This is a genomic window from Microbacterium sp. MMO-20 (assembly GCF_037147735.1).
Classification (GTDB): Bacteria; Actinomycetota; Actinomycetes; order Actinomycetales; family Microbacteriaceae; genus Microbacterium.
Window position 1 is genome coordinate 135,727 of sequence record NZ_JBBCUU010000002.1, and the last position, 17,681, is coordinate 153,407.

Below are 17,681 nucleotides of genomic sequence, written 5' to 3' on the forward strand. Positions count from 1 at the left end.
GCGCCGCGGTCAAGCGAACAGCCCCGCGCCGATGTATGACCCTTTCGCGGCGCCCGGTGGAACCGCCCACAGGCCCGACCCGATGTGGGTCACATACTCGTTCATGAGGTCGGTCGACAGCGCTTTCTGCAGTCCGATGAACTGCGCGGGGGAGCGCTGGTAGGAGAGGAAGAACAGGCCGGCGTCGAGACGCCCGAGCTCCGTGTTGCCGTCGACGTAGTTGTAGCCGCGCCGAAGGATGCGCGTCCCGTCGTTGAAGTCGGGGTGTGCGAGGCGGACGTGACTGCGCGCGTCGATCGCCGTCGAGCCGGAGGCGGACGACGCCGTCGAGGTCGCAGCGAAGTCGGGTTCGGTCTGCTCCGAACCCCCCGACAGCGGGGCTCCCTCGCCCTTGTCGCGCCCGACGACGCGTTCCTGCTCTATCAGGCGCACGCGGTCCCACACCTCGAGGTGCATCGCGATCTTCCGTGCCACGAGGTACGAGCCGCCCGTCAGCCAGGACGGCTCGTCGGCAGAGCCCACCCAGACGTGCTCCTCGAGGGCGGCGGTGTCGTCGGCGAGGATGTTCGCCGTGCCGTCCTTGAATCCGAAGAGGTTCCGGGGCGTCGCCTGCGCGGCCGTCGTCCTGGACGTCTTGCCGAAGCCGAGCTGCGACCAGCGCAGCTTCGCTCGCCCGAAGGCGATCCGACTGAGGTTGCGCACGGCGTGGACGGCCACCTGGGGGTCGTCGGCGCACGCTTGGACGAACAGGTCGCCGCCCGAGTTCTGCGGGTTCAGGTCGTCGCCGAGGAAGGGCGGAAGCTTCTCGAGCAGCGGGGGCCGCTGCCCGGCGATCCCGTAGCGGTCCTCTCCCGTCTCGGTCTGGAAGAGCGTCGGGCCGAACCCGATCGTGATCGTCAGACCGTTCGCCGGCAGCCCCAGTGCTTCACCGGTGTCGTCCGGGGGAGCTTCGGGCGAACCGCCCACGGCGCCGGTCGCGCTCACGTCGAGTCCCTGCGACATGCGCGCTGCGGCGTACGACCAGTCCTGCAGCAGCTCGATGAGGTCGTCGCGGTTGGTGCGCGCCGCCATGTCGAACGCCGCGAAGTGCAGGTGATCCTGGACAGGAGTGGTGATCCCCGCCTGGTGCGCGCCGAAGAACGGGAAGACGGATGCCGCGGCATCCGCACCGCGACTGCGCCCGACGGCGACGCCCGCCGTCGACCCGGCGCCAGCGCCCAGGGCCAGCCCCGCAGCGCCCACGCCGGCGGCGAGGCCCAGCAGTCCGCGTCGGCTGAGGCCCGGTACCGGTGCGGGTACCGGTGCGGGCGACTCTCCGGCCGGGCCTGTGGCCGCGGCATCCGTCTCGTTCGTCATCACTCCAGAATGGTCGACGTCAGCTGGGAGAGCGGCTCGGCGAGCGCGTTGATGAGATCAGTGAATTCGCGCTTGTCGGCATCGGTGAGCTCCCCGTAGGCGACGAAGCCGGCGCCGAGCGACCCGTGCGTCGCGAGCGACGCGTCGAGGTCGTCGTACCCCTGCTGGATCTTCGTCACGAGGGCTGCGCCCTTCTCTCCGGATGCCGTGGCGAAGTCGTGAACGAGGGAGAAGGCCATCTTCGAGCCCTCGACGTTCGCGGCGAAGTCGTAGAGGTCGGTACCGCTCCACCAGTCCTCCTCGCCGGAGATCTTGCCGGTGGCCACCTCGTCGAGGAGTCCGATCGCACCGTTCGAGATGCCGCCGATCCCCTGTGCGGCGAGGGCGTCGGTGAAGTCCTGGGAGTGGACGTAGGTGTTCAGCTCGGCGACGTCGGCGACGAGCTGGTCGGCGTAGGACGCGCGCTCCGCCGGGGTCGACGGCTGCCAGTCCTTCCATGCCGGGGTCTCGCCGTCGGCGTTGAGGGCGTCCTGCGCGGGGACCCACAGGTCCTTCTCGATGCGGTGGAAGCCGGTCCAGTCGAGCCCCTCGGCGACGGCGTCCACTTCGCGGTAATCGATGCGCGGGTCGAGGTCGCCGAGCGATTCCGCCACGGGTTCGATGCGCTCGTAGAACGCGCGGGTGGTCGGGAAGAGGTTCCTCGCCGTGGCGTCGTCGCCGGCGGCGTACGCCGTCGTGAACGCGTCGACCGCCGGCACGAGCTGCTCGACCTGGTCCTTCACGAACGCGGCGTAGAGATCGATGGCCTTCTGCTTCTGCTCGGCGTCGTCGCCGGTCGCGGCGATCTTCTCGCCCGACACGGTGAACGACGCCTTGCCGACGCCTTCGCCGACCATGCCGGGCTTGCAGAGCGTGTAGTAGTCGCCCGGCTGGGCGACGACGGTGAGACTGCGCGAGGCACCGGGGGCGATGTTCTCCACTTCGCCCACGATGCGCAGGCCGTCATCGGCGAGCAGGTAGAACTCGCTCACGTCCGATCCGGCGTTCGTGACGTCGAAGGTCAGCGTGCCGCTCGTGGCCGTCGCCGTCGACACATCGCAGGCGCTGTCGGTCGAGGAGACCGTGAGGGCCCCGGATGCCGCGGCATCCGTCTTCGCGACGCAGCCCGCGAGGGCGAGGGCGAGAATCCCCGCGCTCGCGACGGCGGCCAGGGTGCGGGTCGGGGTCATGATGCTCCTTGCGGATGAGGGATGGAGGGGTCGGGTTGTGCGGCCACCTGCCGCCCGACGGTCGTCGTCGGCCGGCGACGGAGCCCGCGCACGAAGATCGTGCCGACGACCGCGAGGTAGAGCACCCACGCGATGACCTGGAGCCAGGTCATCTGCGGCATGAAGCCGATCGTCGCCTGGAGGAGCGCGGCGAGAGGGGATGTCGGCGGGATCGCCGCGCGCAGATCGAACGCCCAGCCGAACGGGAATGCCGCCCATCCGGTCGCGACGGCTCCGGTGGCGTCGATCGGGGCGAGGGCCGTGAACGGGCCGGGAAGGGCGCCGGCCTCCTGCAGGTCGTGGATCGCGTACGCGAGCACCCCGGCCGCGACGACGACGAGGAAGGCGCCGGTCCACGCGAAGAAGACGCGGAGGTCGACGCGCACCATGCCGCGGGCGAGCAGCCACCCGAGCACGACCGCGGCGGCGAGGCCGAGCAGAGCGCCGAGGAGCGTCGAGGGCGTGTCGCCGAACGACTGCACCATCGACCACAGCAGCAGGGTCGTCTCGATGCCCTCGCGCGCGACGGAGATGAACCCGATCGCCACGATGGCCCAGGCGCCGCCGGTGGACAGTGCGCGGTCGATTCCGCCCTCGAGCGTGCGCTTCATCGTGCGCGCCGTCTTCTGCATCCAGAAGATCATCCAGGTCACCATCGCGACGGTGAGGAGGGAGAGGATGCCGCCGAGGAGCTCCTGCGCCTCGAAGGTCAGCGCGTACGAGCCGAACGTGAGAACCGCCCCGATGCCGAGGGCGAGGGCGACGGCGAGAGCGATGCCCGCCCACATGCGGGGGAGGACGTCACGGCGGCCGATCCGGGTCAGGTAGGCGACGAGAATGCCGACGACGAGGGCGGCTTCGAGGCCTTCGCGGAGGCCGATCAGGAAGGTGGCGAGCACGGGTATGGGTTTCGGGAGGATGGTTAGGTTAGGGGAACCTTAGGAGCGCATCGACAGTACACCCGCGCGCCCCTTCTCTCCAACACGAGTGCCCGCCGCGTTCGTCGGCATCCGTCCGCGCTCGGGCAATCGGCGCGCGCAATCCGACAATCGGCATCGAGGCCGGGTCCACACAATGAGATCAGCGGCCCTTCTCGCCGCGTGCCATTGCGAAGGAGACACCGATGTCCGACTCCCCGACCGTCCTCGACGAGACGACGCTGCTCGACCGGGTCACCGCGCCCGACGGCGAGGGTCGCTTTCAGGGCGCAGCTCGCGCCAACGGAACGAGGGCGCGCCTCCGTCGCGCGGTCGGCCTTCACCCGGCCCAGCGGCCCAGGGCGTGCCCTACTCCTCCGCGTGCCGGTCGAGGAAGGCGTAGACCTCGCCGTCGTCGACGCCGGGGAAGGCCCCGCGCGGCAGCGGCGAGAACATCTGCATGTGCACGCGCGCGCTCGGCCAGGCCTTGCCGTCCCAGCGGTTCGTGAGCTCGGCATCCGGCCGGCGGCAGCACGCTTCGTCGGGGCAGGTCGACGTCGCCCGCTTCTGGGTCTCACGACCACGGAACCAGCGAGCGTCGTCGAAGGGGACGCCCACGGTGATCGAGAACTCGCCGCCTCCGGTCTTGCCGGTCTGGCTCGAGCACCAGAACGTCCCGGCGGGCGTGTCGGTGTACTGGTAGTGCTCCACGGTGCGGTTCTGCTCGCCGAATGCGGCGCGGGCGGCGAAGCGCCGGCACACGATCTGGCCCTCGACCGAGCCGGTGACATCCATCGGCAGCGGCAGGTCGTCGTTCTCGTAGACGCGATTGATCGCGCCGGCACCGTCGACGCGCAGGAAATGCAGGCGGATGCCGAGGTGTTCCGTGAGGAGGTTCGTCATGCGCATCGCCGCAGCTTCGTGCGTGACGCCGAAAGCGTCGCGGAAGTCCTCGACGGCGAGGTCGCGATCCTTCTTCGCCTGAGAGAGGAAGGAGACCGCCGCGGTCTCCGGCAGCAGACAGCATGCCGCGTAGTAGTTGATCTCGAGGCGCTGCTCGAGGAAGTCGGCGTAGTCGGTGGGCGGCGTATGCCCGAGCAGGCGGTGTGCCATCGCCTGCAACGCCATCGAGCGCAGGCCATGCCCGCCGGGGATGGACGCCGGGGGCAGGTAGATCCGTCCGTTCTCGAGGTCGGTGACCGAGCGCGCCGAATGCGGCAGATCGTCGACGTAGATGAGCTCGAACCCGAGCTGCTGGGCCATGATGCTCACGGTGCGGTGCGTGAGCGCACCCGAGGTGTGCCCGGCGGCGCGCAGCTGCTTCTCCGCGAGCTGCTCGATCTCGGGCAGATAGTTGTTCCGCTCGCGCATCCGCAGGCGCAGCTCGGTGTTGGCGCGGCGCGCCTCCTCGGGCGTCGCGATCGCCTCGCGTTCGCGGCGCTGCAGTTCGCGGTGAAGCCCGAGGACGGCCTCGATCGTCTCGTCGGAGGTCGTCTTCGTGACACGCACGGGTGGGATGCCGAGGCGTCGGAACACCGGCGAGCCCTGCGCCCGTTCGAGGTCGAGCTCGAGTGCGGCGCGTCGGTTCGGGGGTTCGGGGGAGAGGAGGTCGGTCACGTCCGTGCCCGTCGCCTGAGCGATCGCCTGCAGCAGCGAGAGCTTGGGCTCGCGCTTGCCGTTCTCGATGAGGCTCAGCTGGCTGCCCGCGACACCCACGATCGCGCCGAGTTCGTCGAGGGTCAGCGCGTGCGCGACGCGGTGGTGGCGGATGCGGTGGCCGAGTGTCGAGAGTTCGAGGGCGGAGGCAGGCATTCCTTGAGTATAGCGAAAGAATCAGGATTCTTGACGACGCTCCTCGGGGTAAACGGTGGGGAAAGCGGCGCAAAGTGGAACAAGACCACTCGCTTGAAGGAGCTGACATGGCCATCGCCGACCTGTTCACCCGCCCCACCGCCGATTCCCTGGACGGCACCTCGCAGGAGGCGTCGGCCTCCCGCTCCCCGGGCGGCCGACCCGCGCTCGCCGGCGCAGGCCTGGAGGAACTCGCCGCGTGGGTGGACGAGATCGCCGCGCTCACGCAGCCCGCGCGCATCCACTGGGTCGACGGTTCGCGCGCCGAGAACGAGGCTCTCCTGCGCCAGCAGGTCGACGAGGGCAAGCTCATCAAACTGAACCCCGAGTGGCGGCCGGGTTCATACCTCGCGCGCTCGCACCCGAGCGACGTGGCCCGCACGGAGGGGCGCACCTTCATCGCCTCCGAGCGTGAAGAGGACGCCGGCCCCACCAACAACTGGGCGAGCCCCGCCGAGATGCGGGCGACCCTCACGCCGCTCTTCGAGGGGTCGATGCGCGGGCGCACGATGTACGTCGTCCCGTTCTCGATGGGCGCCGTCGGCGGCCCGCTGTCGCACATCGGCGTGCAGATCACCGACTCCGCCTACGCGGTCACCTCGATCGGCATCATGACCCGCGTCGGCACGGAGGTCCTCGAGCAGATCGCCGCGGGCAAGCCCTGGGTCAAGACCGTGCACACGGTCGGCGCGCCCCTCGAGCCCGGCCAGGCGGATGCCGCCTGGCCCTGCAACGACGAGAAGTACATCGTGCACTACCCCGACACCCTCGAGGTGTGGTCGTTCGGGTCGGGCTACGGCGGCAACGCCATCCTCGCGAAGAAGTGCTTCGCCCTCCGCATCGCGTCGGTCATCGGTCGTGACGAGGGGTGGCTCGCCGAGCACATGCTGCTCATCCGCGTCATCTCGCCCGAGGGGCAGAAGTACCACCTCGCCGCCGCTTTCCCCTCGGCGTGCGGCAAGACCAACCTTGCGATGCTGCGGCCCACGATCCCCGGCTGGCGCGTCGAGACTCTCGGCGACGACATCGCGTGGCTGCGCCCGGGCGAGGACGGCCGCCTGTGGGCGATCAACCCCGAGGCGGGCTTCTTCGGCGTCGCGCCGGGCACCGGCGAGTCGACCAACGTCACGGCCGTCGAGACCCTCTGGGGCAACACGATCTTCACGAACGTCGCGCTTCGGCCCGACGGAGACGTCTGGTGGGAGGGACTGACCGACGACGTTCCGGCCGAGCTCACCGACTGGGAGGGCAAGCCCTGGACCCCGGCGTCCGGCCGGCCCGCCGCGCACCCGAACTCGCGCTTCACGGTCAGTGCCGCGCAGTGCCCGCAGATCGCCCCGGACTGGGACGCTCCCGAGGGGGTGCCGCTCGACGGCATCCTGTTCGGCGGTCGCCGCGCGACCAACGTGCCGTTGGTCGTCGAGGCCACCGACTGGACGCACGGTGTCTTCCTCGGCTCGAACATCTCGTCGGAGCGCACCGCGGCCGCGGAGGGAACGGTAGGGGAACTGCGTCGCGACCCGTTCGCGATGCTGCCCTTCTGCGGCTACAACATGGCCGACTACTTCGGACACTGGCTCAAGGTCGGGCAGCAGCTGCGGTTCGATCGCGCTCCGCGTGTGTTCCAGGTGAACTGGTTCCGCAAGGGCGAGGGCGGCAAGTTCCTGTGGCCCGGGTTCGGCGACAACGCACGCGTGATCGACTGGATCATCCGCCGTATCGAAGGCAAGGTGTCCGCCGTCGACAGCCCGATCGGCCGCCTCCCCGAGACGAGCGACCTGAACCTCGACGGCATCGACGTCCCGCAGGAGGATCTCGACGCGCTCTTCGAGGTCGACCCCGAGCTGTGGCTGCAAGAGACCGATCTCACCGAGGACTTCTACCGCACCTTCGACGGCCGGGTCCCCGCTGCGCTGTACGCGGAGCTCGCCGCCCTGCGTTACCGCTTGAAGCTCGCGCAGTCCGCCTGAGCGTCGGCCGAATCGGAGATACGCAGCAGAATCGGATGCCTCGGCGCGAGGCATCCGATTCTGTTCGCGCCATCCGAATCCGCGGGTTGGCGGGTGGGGGTCACACGAGCAACTGGTGCCGGGCGAGCTCCCGGTACAGCGGCACCGACGCGACGAGCTCTGCGTGCGTTCCCTGCCCGACGACCTCACCGCCGTCGAGCACGATGATGAGGTCGCTGTCGACGACGGTGGACAGCCGGTGCGCGATCACGACGAGAGTGCGTCCAGCCGCGACCGCGTCGATCGCCTCGCGCATGCGCTGCTCGTTGAGGCCGTCGAGCGAGGACGTTGACTCGTCGAGGAGCAGGATGGGGGGCGCGGCCAGCAGCGCCCGCGCGATCGCGAGCCGCTGACGCTCGCCGCCGGAGAGCATGACGCCCGCCTCGCCCACGGGGGCGTCGAGACGGAGCGGTGAGCGCTCCAGCACATCGCCGAGGTTCACGACACGCAGGACGCGCTCGCACGCCGCATCCGTTGCCGTCGGCGCCGCGAGTCGCAGGTTGTCGCCGATCGTGCCGGCGAGGGTGGGTGCGTCCTGTTCGACGTATCCGAGCTGCGCGCGCAGGCGTGCGCGATCGACGCGGCGGATGTCGGTGCCGTCGAGCAGGACCGCGCCGGCGTCCGGATCGTAGAAGCGTTCGATGAGGGCGAGCGTCGTCGACTTGCCCGCCCCCGACGGCCCGACGAGGGCCACGCGCGCTCCGCGCGGCACGGCGAATGACACACCCCGGAGCACCTCTCCGCCTGCTGCGGCGACCGGAACGACGTCCGCGTGCACATCGGCGAGGGTCCGCAATGCCTCCTGTTCGGCGTTGCGGCGGGCGTCGACGACGGCGTCGGGGTAGCGGAACCGGACGTCCCGGAACTCGATGGCGGGAGCGTCGCGCGTCGCGAGCAGGTCGCCCACCGTCTGCACGGGACCGGTGAGATCGGCGTCGGCGCGGCGGGCCGCCTCGACACGGGCGGCGACCTCGGCATCCGTCGCCGTCTCGGTGGGCAGATCGAGCACCTCCTGGATGCGGCCGAGGGCGCCGAGCGCCTGGTTGACGGAGGTGATGGCGCCGAAGAACGATCCGAGCGGCTGGACGAGGAAGAAGAGGAACATCACGAACGTGACGAGCTGGGCGATCGTGAGGGCACCGGAGGCCACGCGGAACCCGCCCACCCCGAGGACGACGAGCAGCGACAGCTGCAGGGCGATACCGGCGATCGGCACGATGAACGCCGACGCCTTCGCGACCTGCACGCCGGCGTCGTAGGCGCCGCGCGCCGTCTCTTCGATCGCGGCCTGCTCGCGGCCCGAGGCTCCCGCGGCGCGGATCGTGCGGATAGAACCGACGGCGCGCTCGACGCCCGACGCGAGCTCGCCGACACGTTCTTGCTGCACCGTGGTCGCGCGGCGGATCCGGCCCGCGAGCGCCCCGACGACCGCGACCGATGCGCCGACGACGACGAGGATCAGGAGAAGAAGCAGCGGGTCGATGACGAGCATCGCGACGACGGCTCCGACGAAGATCAGCGCGTTGCCGATCGAGTCGGCGAGGCCCTGCGTGAGCACGGCGTACAGGAGCGTCGTGTCGGTGCCGACGCGCGAGACGAGATCGCCCGTGCGCCGGGCGTCGTACTCCTTCACCGGCAGATGCAGCAGCTGCGCGACGAGGCGCCGCCGGCTCGAGTAGACGACCGCCGTACCGGTGCGCTGCAGGAGGAAGTGCTGGATGCCGCTGATCACCGAGCCCGCGACGACGAGGCCCACGAGCACCCAGACGAGCGTGCCGAGCGCGTCGCCCGCCTGCACCCGCTGGATGACCTGGCCGACGACCAGCGGCTGCGCGAGCGTCGCCGCGGCGGCCAGGATGCTGAGGAACGCAACGAGGACGAGCACGCCCTTCTGCTCGAAGACGAACGGGAGGAGCTGCCGCAGGCTCGCACGCGGTCCGTCCCCCTTTCCGAAGCGCGGGCGGCGGGTGCGGGTGGTGCTGGACATGTGACCTTCCGGAGCGGCGGGGTAGCTCTATCTTCTCGCGTGCTTCTTGTGCGCCGCCTGACGGCTGAGACCCGTCGCGTCGGCGCCGCAACGTCGCGTCGCGCGGGAGCGGTCGCGGCTCAGTCCGCGAGCTCCGCCGCCCAGGGCAGGTCGGCCCCGGTCCGGCTCACGGTGACGGCGGCCGCCGCCACCGCGTGCTTACCGATCGCCGCGAGATCGTCGCCGTCGAGCTCGGCGCCGGAGCGGATCGCGGACTCGGCCAGGAGCGATGCCATGAAGGTGTCTCCCGCGCCGATCGTGTCCACGACCTCGACGCGGGGGGCCGTGACCTCCACGCGGTGCTCGCGCGTCGAGAGGGTGGCGCCGTCGCCGCCGCGCGTGACCGCAACGAGGTTCGGCCCGAGCGCGAGGATCGCGTCGATGACGGCATCCACGCTCTCGATCGCGAAGAGGTACGCGGCGTCCTCGTCGCTGAGTTTCACCACAGCGGCACGCCGCGCGATCGCCTCGAAGCGGGCACGGGCGGCATCCGGATCTCCGACGAGGCCCGGGCGGATGTTGGGGTCGAACGTCACGATCGCGTCCGGATGCGTATCGAGGATCGCGGTCACCGCCTCCGCTCCCGGCTCGAGGAAGACGCCGAGCGATCCGGTGTGGATGACCGGGATCTCACCGACGGCGACGTCGCGCGGGACATCCCATGCGATGTCGAACTCGTAGGTCGCCGCGCCGCGCTCGTCGAGCGTTGCCCGTGCGGTCGAGGTCGCGCCGTCGTGGAAGGACTCCGGCAGGATGCCGACACCGGATGCCTCGAGGTGGCGCGCGATCGTGCGCCCGCGCTCGTCGCGGCCGAGCCGCGTGAGCAGTGCGGCACCCACCCCTCGGCGGGCGAGGCCGAGGGCGATGTTCGCGGGGCCCCCGCCGGGCGTCTCGACGGTGTCGGCCGCGGTGACCGTGATGTCCATGAGCGCCTCGCCGATCACGAGGACGGCGGGGGAGAGCGGTTCCGGCATTCGGGGGTCCTTTCGTCGTCGCCCATTCTGCCCGCTCCGCCGTGTCGGGACTTCCCGCTACCGTGGTGAGGTGCCTCAATCCGTCATTCGGGCGTCCGGTCTGACCAAGGCCTACACGGTCAAGGGAGGGAGCGATGTCCTCGCGGTCGACGGACTCGACTTCGACGTCGCACCCGGCGAGTCGTTTGGCCTCCTCGGCCCGAACGGCGCGGGCAAGTCCACGACGATGAAGATGATCGGGGCCGTCTCCGCGCGCACCGGAGGCGACCTCGAGATCCTCGGCCTCGATCCCGATCGTCACGGACCCGAGATCCGCTCGCGGCTGGGTGTCGTCCCGCAACAGGACAATCTCGACGGCGAACTGAATGCTCGCGAGAACCTCTACATCTACGGCCGCTACTTCGGTCTGCCGGGGCGCGTCTGCCAGCAGAAAGCCGATGAGCTGCTCGCCTTCGCGCAGCTGGAGGACAAGGCGAAGAGCAAGGTCGACCAGCTCTCAGGGGGCATGAAACGCCGACTCACGATCGCCCGCGGCCTCATCAACGATCCGCGCATCCTGCTCCTGGACGAACCCACGACCGGTCTCGACCCGCAGGCGCGCCATGTGCTGTGGGATCGGCTGTTCCGCCTCAAGGAGCGCGGTACGACCCTCGTTCTCACGACGCACTACATGGACGAGGCCGAGCAGCTCTGCGATCGGCTCATCGTCGTCGACAACGGCCGGATCATGGCCGAGGGCACTCCTTCCTCCCTCATCCGCGAGCACTCCAGCCGTGAGGTGCTCGAGGTGCGGTTCGGCTCCGACCGCAACGCGCAGGCCGCCGAGCGGCTGCAGGGGATCGGTGACCGCCTCGAGGTGCTGCCCGACCGCATCCTCATCTACACGATCGACGGTGAGGCGGCGCTGGAGCGCGTGACGGGCGTCGGCCTCGAGCCCCTCACCTCCCTTGTGCGCCGCTCCTCCCTCGAAGACGTGTTCCTCCGGCTCACCGGAAGGTCGCTGATCGAATGAGCGTGCCATCGTCCTCGTCGGCGGGCGCCGCGCCGGATGCCTCGTCGCATCCATCGCTCGACGATCTGCGCGCAGAGGCCATCGAGTGGGGCCGCCGCCCGCGCCGATTCGGCACCTGGTACGTCACCGAGCACATGGTGCGCGCGATGCGGGCGTACGGCTGGACGATCGTGGTCGGAGCCGTGGGGCAGCCGATTCTCTACCTGCTCGGCCTCGCGGTGGGGCTCGCGGCGCTCATCCGCGTGCCGATCGTCGATCACGGGAGCGAGGTCAGCTATCTGATGTTCGTGGCGCCGGCCCTCCTCGCGACGGCGACGATCTCGGTGGCGAGCGAGGAGATGACCTACCCGGTCATGGCGGGCTTCAAGTGGCGACGCTACTTCTACGGCTTCAACGCCTCGCCGTTGTCGAGCCCGCAGATCGCCAACGGTGTGATCGCCGGAGCCACGGCGCGGATGGTCGTCGCCGCCGCGGCCTACTATCTCATCGTGTGGCTCCTGCCGTTCGGAGCCGTCCCCCATCCCGCCACCGGGTGGCTCGCGATCGTCGCGGGTGTGCTCGCCGGGCTCGCGTTCGGTGTGCCCCTCATGGCGTATGCAGGGTCGATCGAGGACGACAAAGGGCAGTTCGCGCTCGTGCAGCGGTTCCTCTTCATGCCGATGTTCCTCTTCTCCGGAACCTTCTACCCCCTGGACTCCCTCCCGGTGTGGCTGCAGTGGATCGGCTGGATCTCTCCGCTGTGGCACGGCGCCGAGCTCGGACGCGTCGCGACGTACGGAGCAGGTGTCGCGCCCGCGATGATCGCGGTGCACCTCGGCTACCTGCTCGTGCTCACGGCGGCCGGATACCTCTGGGCGCGGAAGGTCTTCACCGAGAGGCTCGCGAAATGACCGCCTCGGCGACCGCGGCTGCGCGGGAGGTCCGTGGCGGCGGTGTCCGTGCGTTGTGGGCGGGCAACCCGCAGGCGGTGGTGCAGCGCGGGCTGATCGCCGCGCGCTCGTCGAGCTGGGCCGTAGTGCTGTCGGGCTTCTTCGAGCCCGTCTTCTACCTGGCATCCATGGGCATCGGGCTCGGGGCGCTGGTCGGCGACGTGCAGACGTCGCAAGGCATAGCCGTCAGCTACGCGGCGTTCATCGCGCCGGCGCTTCTCGCCGTGTCGGCGATGAACGGGGCGATCTACGACTCGACGTGGAACGTCTTCTTCCGCCTCAACTACGGTCGCCTCTACGAAGGCATGCTGGCGACGTCGCTGGGGCCTCTCGACGTCGCCCTCGGCGAGATCCTGTACGCGCTCCTGCGAGGACTCGCATACGCGACGGGCTTCATGATCATCATGCAGGTCCTCGGGCTGAACCTGGCGTGGACCGCGATCCTGGCCCTTCCCGCGGTGCTCCTCATCGCCTTCGGATTCGCGAGCCTCGGCATGGGCGTGACGAGCTACATGAAGACGTTCCAGCAGATGGACTGGATCAACTTCGTCCTGCTGCCGATGTTCCTGTTCTCCGCGACCTTCTACCCGATCAGCGTCTACCCGGAGTGGGTGCAGCACATCGTGATGGCGCTGCCGCTCTGGCACGGCGTCGAGCTCATCCGCGGGCTCACGACCGGCATCCTCAGCATCGACATGCTCTGGCACGTGCTGTACTACGTCGTGATGATCGCCGTCGGACTCGTCTTCACGACGCGGCGGCTGCGGGCGCTGTTCCTCGGCTGACCGGAAAGCGCGGGAGCGCGAAAAGGAGGGATGCCGCGCAGGCGGGCCCGCGCGGCATCCCTCTCATCTCTCGGCGTTGCTCAGAGCGAGCCGGTCTCACCGAGGCCGATGTTCGTCTCGTAGTCGACGTCCTTCGTCTCCTTGGAGAGCAGGAGGGCGATGAGGGTGAGCACCGCCGAGCCGCTCAGGTACAGACCGACGAGCCACGGCTGGCCGCCCGCGGCCGCCCAGAGGCCGACGGCGACGAGCGGGGCGAGCGCTGCGCCCAGGATCGACGAGACGTTGTACGAGATCGCCGACCCGGTGTAGCGCACGTTGGTCGGGAAGAGCTCCGGCAGCACCGCACCCATCGGACCGAAGGTCGCGCCCATCAGCATGAATCCGATGATGAGGAACGCCTGCGTGAGCGCGCCGGTGAACTTGTCATCGAGCTGAGGCATGAGGAAGACGTTGAACATCAGCCCGAAGACGGCGATGCCGACCGTGATCCAGATGAGGAGCTTCCGGCGACCGACGGTGTCGGCGATGGGGCCGGAGAGAAGGGTGAAGATGCCGAAGAACAGCACGCCGACGATCTGCATGATCACGAAATCCGTGTAGCCGAACCCGAGTCCCGGGACCGGGGCATCCGCGGCCTTCGTGCCGTACGAGAGGGTGAAGCTCGTCATCAGATAGAACAGCACGTAGGTCGCCAGCATGATGAACGTGCCGAGGATGAGGTTCTTGGTGTTGGTGCGGAACACCTCGCCGAGCGGGAACTTCCGGATGGCGCCGGTCTTCTCGGCCTTCGTGAACGTCTCCGACTCGACGAGCTTGAGGCGCACCCAGAGGCCGATGATCACCATCACGGCGGAGAAGAGGAACGGTACGCGCCACCCCCACGCGAGGAACGCCTCCGAGCGCTGCGCCGGCCCGTCGGGGTGGGGGAGGGCGAAGTTGATGAGAAGGAAGATCGTGTTCGCGATGATGAACCCGATCGGGGCGCCCAACTGCGGGAACGTGCCGTACCAGGCGCGCTTGCCCTTCGGAGCGTTCTCGGTCGCCACGAGCGCCGCTCCGGACCACTCGCCGCCGAGGGCGAACCCCTGGAACAGGCGCAGGACGAGCAGAAGCAGAGCAGCCCACCAGCCGATCTGGTCGAACGTGGGGAGGCATCCGATGAGGAACGTCGCGATCCCCATCGTCAGAAGCGATGCGACGAGGGTCGCCTTGCGGCCGAAGCGGTCACCGAAATGGCCGAAGACGACGGCGCCGATGGGCCGAGCGACCATCGCCGCGCCGAAGACGGCGAACGACGAGAGCAGCGCGGTCGTGTCGTTCCCGGTGGGGAAGAAGAGGATCGGAAAGACCAGGACGGCGGCCGTGGCGTAGACGTAGAAGTCGTAGAACTCGATGGTCGTGCCGACGAGGCTCGCGGTGATGACGCGAGAACGCGGGTTGGCGGGTGCAGCGCTGGCGGCGGGTGCGGAGGACATGGGAGGAGGAACTACCTAACGATGACGGGTCGTCGGTCCTCGTGGGACGCGCCGGTGGCGGGCGTCCGGGGCAGGGGTGGTGCGACGGGCGCGACGGCTGTGTGGGCACCGGGGGCGCCGGCGGTGTCCCGGCGCACGAGAGACGATCTTACGCCGCCCGCACCGCCCCGGCGCCGAAACGGCCCCCGCGCCCGTGCCGCCGGGCTCAGCGCCAGAGGACGGCGAGAGCGGCGTTGAGGAACGTCAGGATGCCGATCGACCAGAAGAGTGCGGGAGGAACCGAGCCGCTCTTGCGCTGAGGACCGGTGCCGATGCCGAGGAGCGCGCCGATCGCGAGCAGCACGACGAGCTTGACGCCGAGCTTCGTGTAGTTCAGCGAGTACTCGATGCCCCACGGCGCGGCGAGGGCGAGCCCCGCGACGGCGGCGATGACCATGCCCCAGGTCATCACGCGCGTGATGCGGCGCTGGCCGATCGCTTCGACGACCCACGCGCCGAACAGGATCGCGAAACCGGTCAGGTGGACGAGGACGACGGCGTGGCGCAGGATCTCCATACCCTCAGCCTATCTGAAGGCGAGGGTACGCGAACGGAAATCGCCTAGCGCGGCGGTACCGGCGGCACGGGTCGTCCGGGTCGTGCGCGGGTCAGCCGCGCAGATCGCGCAGGAGGAGCGCGGTGCGCAGCGCCGCATCGGCGGCCTCGGCGCCCTTATCCTCCTTCGAGCCGGGAAGTCCCGCGCGGTCGATGCCCTGCTGCTCGTCGTCGAGCGTCAGCACGCCGAAGCCGACGGGCTTGCCCGTGTCCAGCGCGACGCGGGTGAGTCCGTCGGTCGCGGCGGACGAGACGAACTCGAAGTGCGGGGTGCCACCCCGGATGATGACGCCGAGTGCGACCGCCGCGTCCGCCCCGGCATCCAGTGCCGCCTTCACGGCGACGGGCAGCTCGAACGAGCCCGGCACGCGGACGAGCCGCCAGTCGGCGCCGGATGCCTCGAGCACGCGCTCCGCTCCGGCGATGAGGCCGTCGGTGATGACGTCGTGCCACTGGCCCGCGACGATGACGACGCGCAGGCCGCCCGCGTCGACGGGGTGGGTCTCGGGGGCTCCGTGGCCGCTCATGCGATCTCCTGTCCGTGGGGGGTGCGGTCGGTACCGTGGGCGAGTGCGGCCTCGAGCTCGGCGGCACCGATGATGTGGCCCATCCGGTCTCGCTTGGTCTCGAGGTACTGGTGGTTGTTGGGACCGACCCCGACGACCAGGGGCACCTGCTCGACGATGTCGAGTCCGAGCTCGCGCAGCTGAGCGACCTTATCGGTGTTGTTGGTCAGCAGGCGCACGCGCTCGACCCCGAGGTCGGCGAGGATGCCGGCGGCGGCAGCGTAGTCGCGAGCGTCGGCGGGGAGGCCGAGGGCGAGGTTCGCATCGACGGTGTCGAGCCCGCGCTCCTGCAGGCTGTACGCCCGCAGCTTGTTGATGAGTCCGATCCCGCGACCCTCGTGCCCGCGCATGTAGACGACGACGCCGCCGTCCTTGTCGATGCGGTCCAGCGCGGCATCGAGCTGAGGTCCGCACTCGCACTTCTCGGAGCCGAATGCTTCACCGGTGAGGCACTCCGAGTGCACGCGCACGAGCGGAGCTGATTCGGTGAGATCGCCGGAGACGACCGCGAGGTGGTCGGTGCCTGTGACGCGGTCCTTGTACGCGAGGAAGCGGAAGGTCCCGTGCGACGTCGGCACGTGCGCCTCCGCGCGCAGGCTCACCCGACGCTTGGGAGCGCGATCGACCGGTTCGGCGGCGGGGCTGGCACCGTCGAGGTGCGCGATGAGCTGCTCGATCGTGATGACCGGGATGCCTTCGCGCTCGCCCATCTCGATCAGGCCGGGCAGGCGCATCATGGAGCCGTCCTCGGCGACGACCTCGCCGATCGCCGCGACCGGCTGGAGACCCGCGAGCTTCATGAGCTCGACGCCGGCCTCGGTGTGACCGGCGCGTTCCCGGACGCCGCCGTCGACGGCGCGCAAGGGCAGGATGTGCCCCGGACGGATCACGGACGCGGGTGTGGATGTCGGGTCGGCGAGCACGTTCAGAGTGTGCGAGCGGTCGGTCGCGCTGATTCCGGTCGACACTTTGTCGGCGGCATCCACGCTGACGGTGTACGCGGTGCCGCGGGTGTCCTCGTTGACGGCGACCATCGGCGGCAGGTCCAGCCGGTCCGCCCACTCCGCGGGCATCGGCGCGCAGAGGAATCCGCTCGACCAGCGGATCGTCCACGCGAGCCATTCGGGGGTGGCGAGCTCGGCCGAGAGGATGATGTCTCCCTCGTTCTCGCGGTTCTCGTCGTCGGCGACGATGACGGGCTTGCCGGCGCGCAGCGCGTCGAGGGCTTCGGGGATGGTGGAAAGGCTCGGTGCCTCTGAAGGGCTCATCGGGAGCCTCCTTCGGTGTCGTTCGATGCCGGTGATGCCGGCGCAGTGGTGAAGGCGAGGAGACGCTGCACATGGCGCGCGAGGATGTCGGTCTCGAGATTGACGATGTCGCCGACCCGGCGATCGCCGAGGGTGGTGATCTCGAGAGTCTCGGGGATGAGGGACACCTCGAACCACTGCTGCGGCTCCGCGGCATCCGACACGGCGCTCACCGTGAGCGAGACGCCGTCGAGGGTGATCGACCCTTTGTCGACGACGAGCGGGGCGAGCTCTGCGGGCAGCGACACGCGGACGACGCGCCACTGGTCGCCCGGGCGCACCTCGACCACGGTGCCGGTGCCGTCGACGTGTCCCTGCACGATGTGCCCGCCCAGGCGCGTGTGGGTCGACAACGCGCGCTCGAGGTTGACCGTCGTCCCCGGTCCGATGCCCGCGAGACTCGTGACGTCGAGCGTCTGGCGCATGACGTCGGCGGTGAACCAGTCGGCGCCCTGGTCGACCACCGTGAGGCAGACGCCGCTGACGGCGATCGAGTCTCCCTGCGCGGCATCCGACACCGCCAGGGGGCCGCGAATCGTGAGCCGAAGTCCCTCTCCCGACGTCTCCGCGGCGACGACCTCGCCGCGCTCCTCGATGATCCCGGTGAACATG

The 17,681-nt window shown here is 69.8% G+C and carries 15 protein-coding genes; 4 read left to right on the forward strand and 11 right to left on the reverse strand.

Annotated elements, in window-relative coordinates:
- Nucleotides 1-9 precede the first annotated feature (9 nt).
- From efeB to WFI52_RS04275, 4 genes are all read right to left on the reverse strand, one after another.
- On the reverse strand, nt 10-1,356 hold the full coding sequence (gene efeB / locus WFI52_RS04260; RefSeq protein WP_336625965.1) for an iron uptake transporter deferrochelatase/peroxidase subunit: 1,347 nt from the start codon (nt 1,354-1,356) through the stop codon (nt 10-12).
- Nucleotides 1,356-2,585 (reverse strand): iron uptake system protein EfeO, encoded by a 1,230-nt coding sequence (gene efeO / locus WFI52_RS04265; RefSeq protein WP_336625964.1) that lies wholly within the window; start codon nt 2,583-2,585, stop codon nt 1,356-1,358. Before efeO ends, efeB begins: the two co-directional genes overlap by 1 nt.
- Nucleotides 2,582-3,523, reverse strand: coding sequence for an iron uptake transporter permease EfeU (efeU, locus tag WFI52_RS04270; RefSeq protein WP_336625963.1), 942 nt, complete (start codon nt 3,521-3,523; stop codon nt 2,582-2,584). Before efeU ends, efeO begins: the two co-directional genes overlap by 4 nt.
- A gap of 387 nt (nt 3,524-3,910) precedes the next feature.
- Nucleotides 3,911-5,353, reverse strand: a complete 1,443-nt coding sequence (locus WFI52_RS04275; RefSeq protein WP_336625962.1) for a helix-turn-helix domain-containing protein — start codon at nt 5,351-5,353, stop codon at nt 3,911-3,913.
- 107 nt (nt 5,354-5,460) lie between these two features.
- Between WFI52_RS04275 and WFI52_RS04280 the strand changes: the two genes are divergently transcribed.
- Nucleotides 5,461-7,362 carry a phosphoenolpyruvate carboxykinase (GTP) gene (locus WFI52_RS04280; RefSeq protein WP_336625961.1) on the forward strand — a complete coding sequence of 634 codons (1,902 nt, stop codon included), beginning with the start codon at nt 5,461-5,463 and terminating at the stop codon, nt 7,360-7,362.
- A gap of 100 nt (nt 7,363-7,462) precedes the next feature.
- Here the strand turns inward: WFI52_RS04280 and WFI52_RS04285 are convergent, their stop codons facing one another.
- Both WFI52_RS04285 and WFI52_RS04290 read right to left on the reverse strand, forming a co-directional pair.
- Complete coding sequence (locus WFI52_RS04285) at nt 7,463-9,388, reverse strand: ABC transporter ATP-binding protein (RefSeq protein WP_336625960.1); 1,926 nt, start codon at nt 9,386-9,388, stop codon at nt 7,463-7,465.
- Nucleotides 9,389-9,507: 119 nt separating this feature from the next.
- Nucleotides 9,508-10,401 (reverse strand): carbohydrate kinase family protein, encoded by an 894-nt coding sequence (locus WFI52_RS04290; RefSeq protein WP_336625959.1) that lies wholly within the window; start codon nt 10,399-10,401, stop codon nt 9,508-9,510.
- A 70-nt stretch (nt 10,402-10,471) separates the two neighbouring features.
- Here WFI52_RS04290 and WFI52_RS04295 point away from each other — a divergent pair, with 70 nt between their 5' ends.
- Genes WFI52_RS04295 through WFI52_RS04305 form a run of 3 tightly spaced genes read left to right on the forward strand, consistent with a single transcriptional unit; the run spans nt 10,472 to nt 13,127 of the window.
- Nucleotides 10,472-11,413 (forward strand): ABC transporter ATP-binding protein, encoded by a 942-nt coding sequence (locus tag WFI52_RS04295; RefSeq protein ID WP_336625958.1) that lies wholly within the window; start codon nt 10,472-10,474, stop codon nt 11,411-11,413.
- On the forward strand, nt 11,410-12,303 hold the full coding sequence (locus tag WFI52_RS04300) for an ABC transporter permease (RefSeq protein WP_336625957.1): 894 nt from the start codon (nt 11,410-11,412) through the stop codon (nt 12,301-12,303). Before WFI52_RS04295 ends, WFI52_RS04300 begins: the two co-directional genes overlap by 4 nt.
- Nucleotides 12,300-13,127 (forward strand): ABC transporter permease, encoded by an 828-nt coding sequence (locus WFI52_RS04305; RefSeq protein ID WP_336625956.1) that lies wholly within the window; start codon nt 12,300-12,302, stop codon nt 13,125-13,127. The genes WFI52_RS04300 and WFI52_RS04305 overlap by 4 nt, the downstream gene beginning before the upstream one ends.
- Nucleotides 13,128-13,207: 80 nt before the next feature.
- On the opposite strand, the gene WFI52_RS04310 is transcribed toward WFI52_RS04305, so the two are convergent.
- From WFI52_RS04310 to WFI52_RS04330, 5 genes are all read right to left on the reverse strand, one after another.
- Complete coding sequence (locus WFI52_RS04310) at nt 13,208-14,602, reverse strand: MFS transporter (RefSeq protein ID WP_336625955.1); 1,395 nt, start codon at nt 14,600-14,602, stop codon at nt 13,208-13,210.
- 205 nt (nt 14,603-14,807) lie between these two features.
- The gene (locus WFI52_RS04315) at nt 14,808-15,158 is read right to left on the reverse strand and encodes a Fe-S protein (protein ID WP_336625954.1); all 351 of its coding nucleotides are present in this window, start codon (nt 15,156-15,158) and stop codon (nt 14,808-14,810) included.
- Between the two features lie 91 nt (nt 15,159-15,249).
- Complete coding sequence (gene ribH, locus WFI52_RS04320; protein WP_336625953.1) at nt 15,250-15,723, reverse strand: 6,7-dimethyl-8-ribityllumazine synthase; 474 nt, start codon at nt 15,721-15,723, stop codon at nt 15,250-15,252.
- Nucleotides 15,720-17,030 carry a GTP cyclohydrolase II gene (gene ribA / locus WFI52_RS04325; protein ID WP_336625952.1) on the reverse strand — a complete coding sequence of 437 codons (1,311 nt, stop codon included), beginning with the start codon at nt 17,028-17,030 and terminating at the stop codon, nt 15,720-15,722. Before ribA ends, ribH begins: the two co-directional genes overlap by 4 nt.
- Nucleotides 17,027-17,680: a riboflavin synthase gene (locus tag WFI52_RS04330; protein WP_336625951.1), complete on the reverse strand. Its 654-nt coding sequence runs from the start codon at nt 17,678-17,680 to the stop codon at nt 17,027-17,029. Before WFI52_RS04330 ends, ribA begins: the two co-directional genes overlap by 4 nt.
- Nucleotide 17,681 lies beyond the last annotated feature (1 nt).

Excerpts from the sequence above, each read along its gene's own strand:
- WFI52_RS04305 (WP_336625956.1), top strand. The coding sequence starts at position 12,300 with ATGACCGCCTCGGCGACCGCGGCTGCGCGGGAGGTCCGTGGCGGCGGT.
- ribH (WP_336625953.1), bottom strand. The coding sequence starts at position 15,723 with ATGAGCGGCCACGGAGCCCCCGAGACCCACCCCGTCGACGCGGGCGGC.
- WFI52_RS04315 (WP_336625954.1), bottom strand. The coding sequence starts at position 15,158 with ATGGAGATCCTGCGCCACGCCGTCGTCCTCGTCCACCTGACCGGTTTC.
- WFI52_RS04285 (WP_336625960.1), bottom strand. The coding sequence starts at position 9,388 with ATGTCCAGCACCACCCGCACCCGCCGCCCGCGCTTCGGAAAGGGGGAC.
- WFI52_RS04300 (WP_336625957.1), top strand. The coding sequence starts at position 11,410 with ATGAGCGTGCCATCGTCCTCGTCGGCGGGCGCCGCGCCGGATGCCTCG.
- WFI52_RS04280 (WP_336625961.1), top strand. The coding sequence starts at position 5,461 with ATGGCCATCGCCGACCTGTTCACCCGCCCCACCGCCGATTCCCTGGAC.
- efeB (WP_336625965.1), bottom strand. The coding sequence starts at position 1,356 with ATGACGAACGAGACGGATGCCGCGGCCACAGGCCCGGCCGGAGAGTCG.
- efeO (WP_336625964.1), bottom strand. The coding sequence starts at position 2,585 with ATGACCCCGACCCGCACCCTGGCCGCCGTCGCGAGCGCGGGGATTCTC.
- ribA (WP_336625952.1), bottom strand. The coding sequence starts at position 17,030 with ATGAGCCCTTCAGAGGCACCGAGCCTTTCCACCATCCCCGAAGCCCTC.
- WFI52_RS04330 (WP_336625951.1), bottom strand. The coding sequence starts at position 17,680 with ATGTTCACCGGGATCATCGAGGAGCGCGGCGAGGTCGTCGCCGCGGAG.
- WFI52_RS04275 (WP_336625962.1), bottom strand. The coding sequence starts at position 5,353 with ATGCCTGCCTCCGCCCTCGAACTCTCGACACTCGGCCACCGCATCCGC.
- WFI52_RS04290 (WP_336625959.1), bottom strand. The coding sequence starts at position 10,401 with ATGCCGGAACCGCTCTCCCCCGCCGTCCTCGTGATCGGCGAGGCGCTC.
- WFI52_RS04310 (WP_336625955.1), bottom strand. The coding sequence starts at position 14,602 with ATGTCCTCCGCACCCGCCGCCAGCGCTGCACCCGCCAACCCGCGTTCT.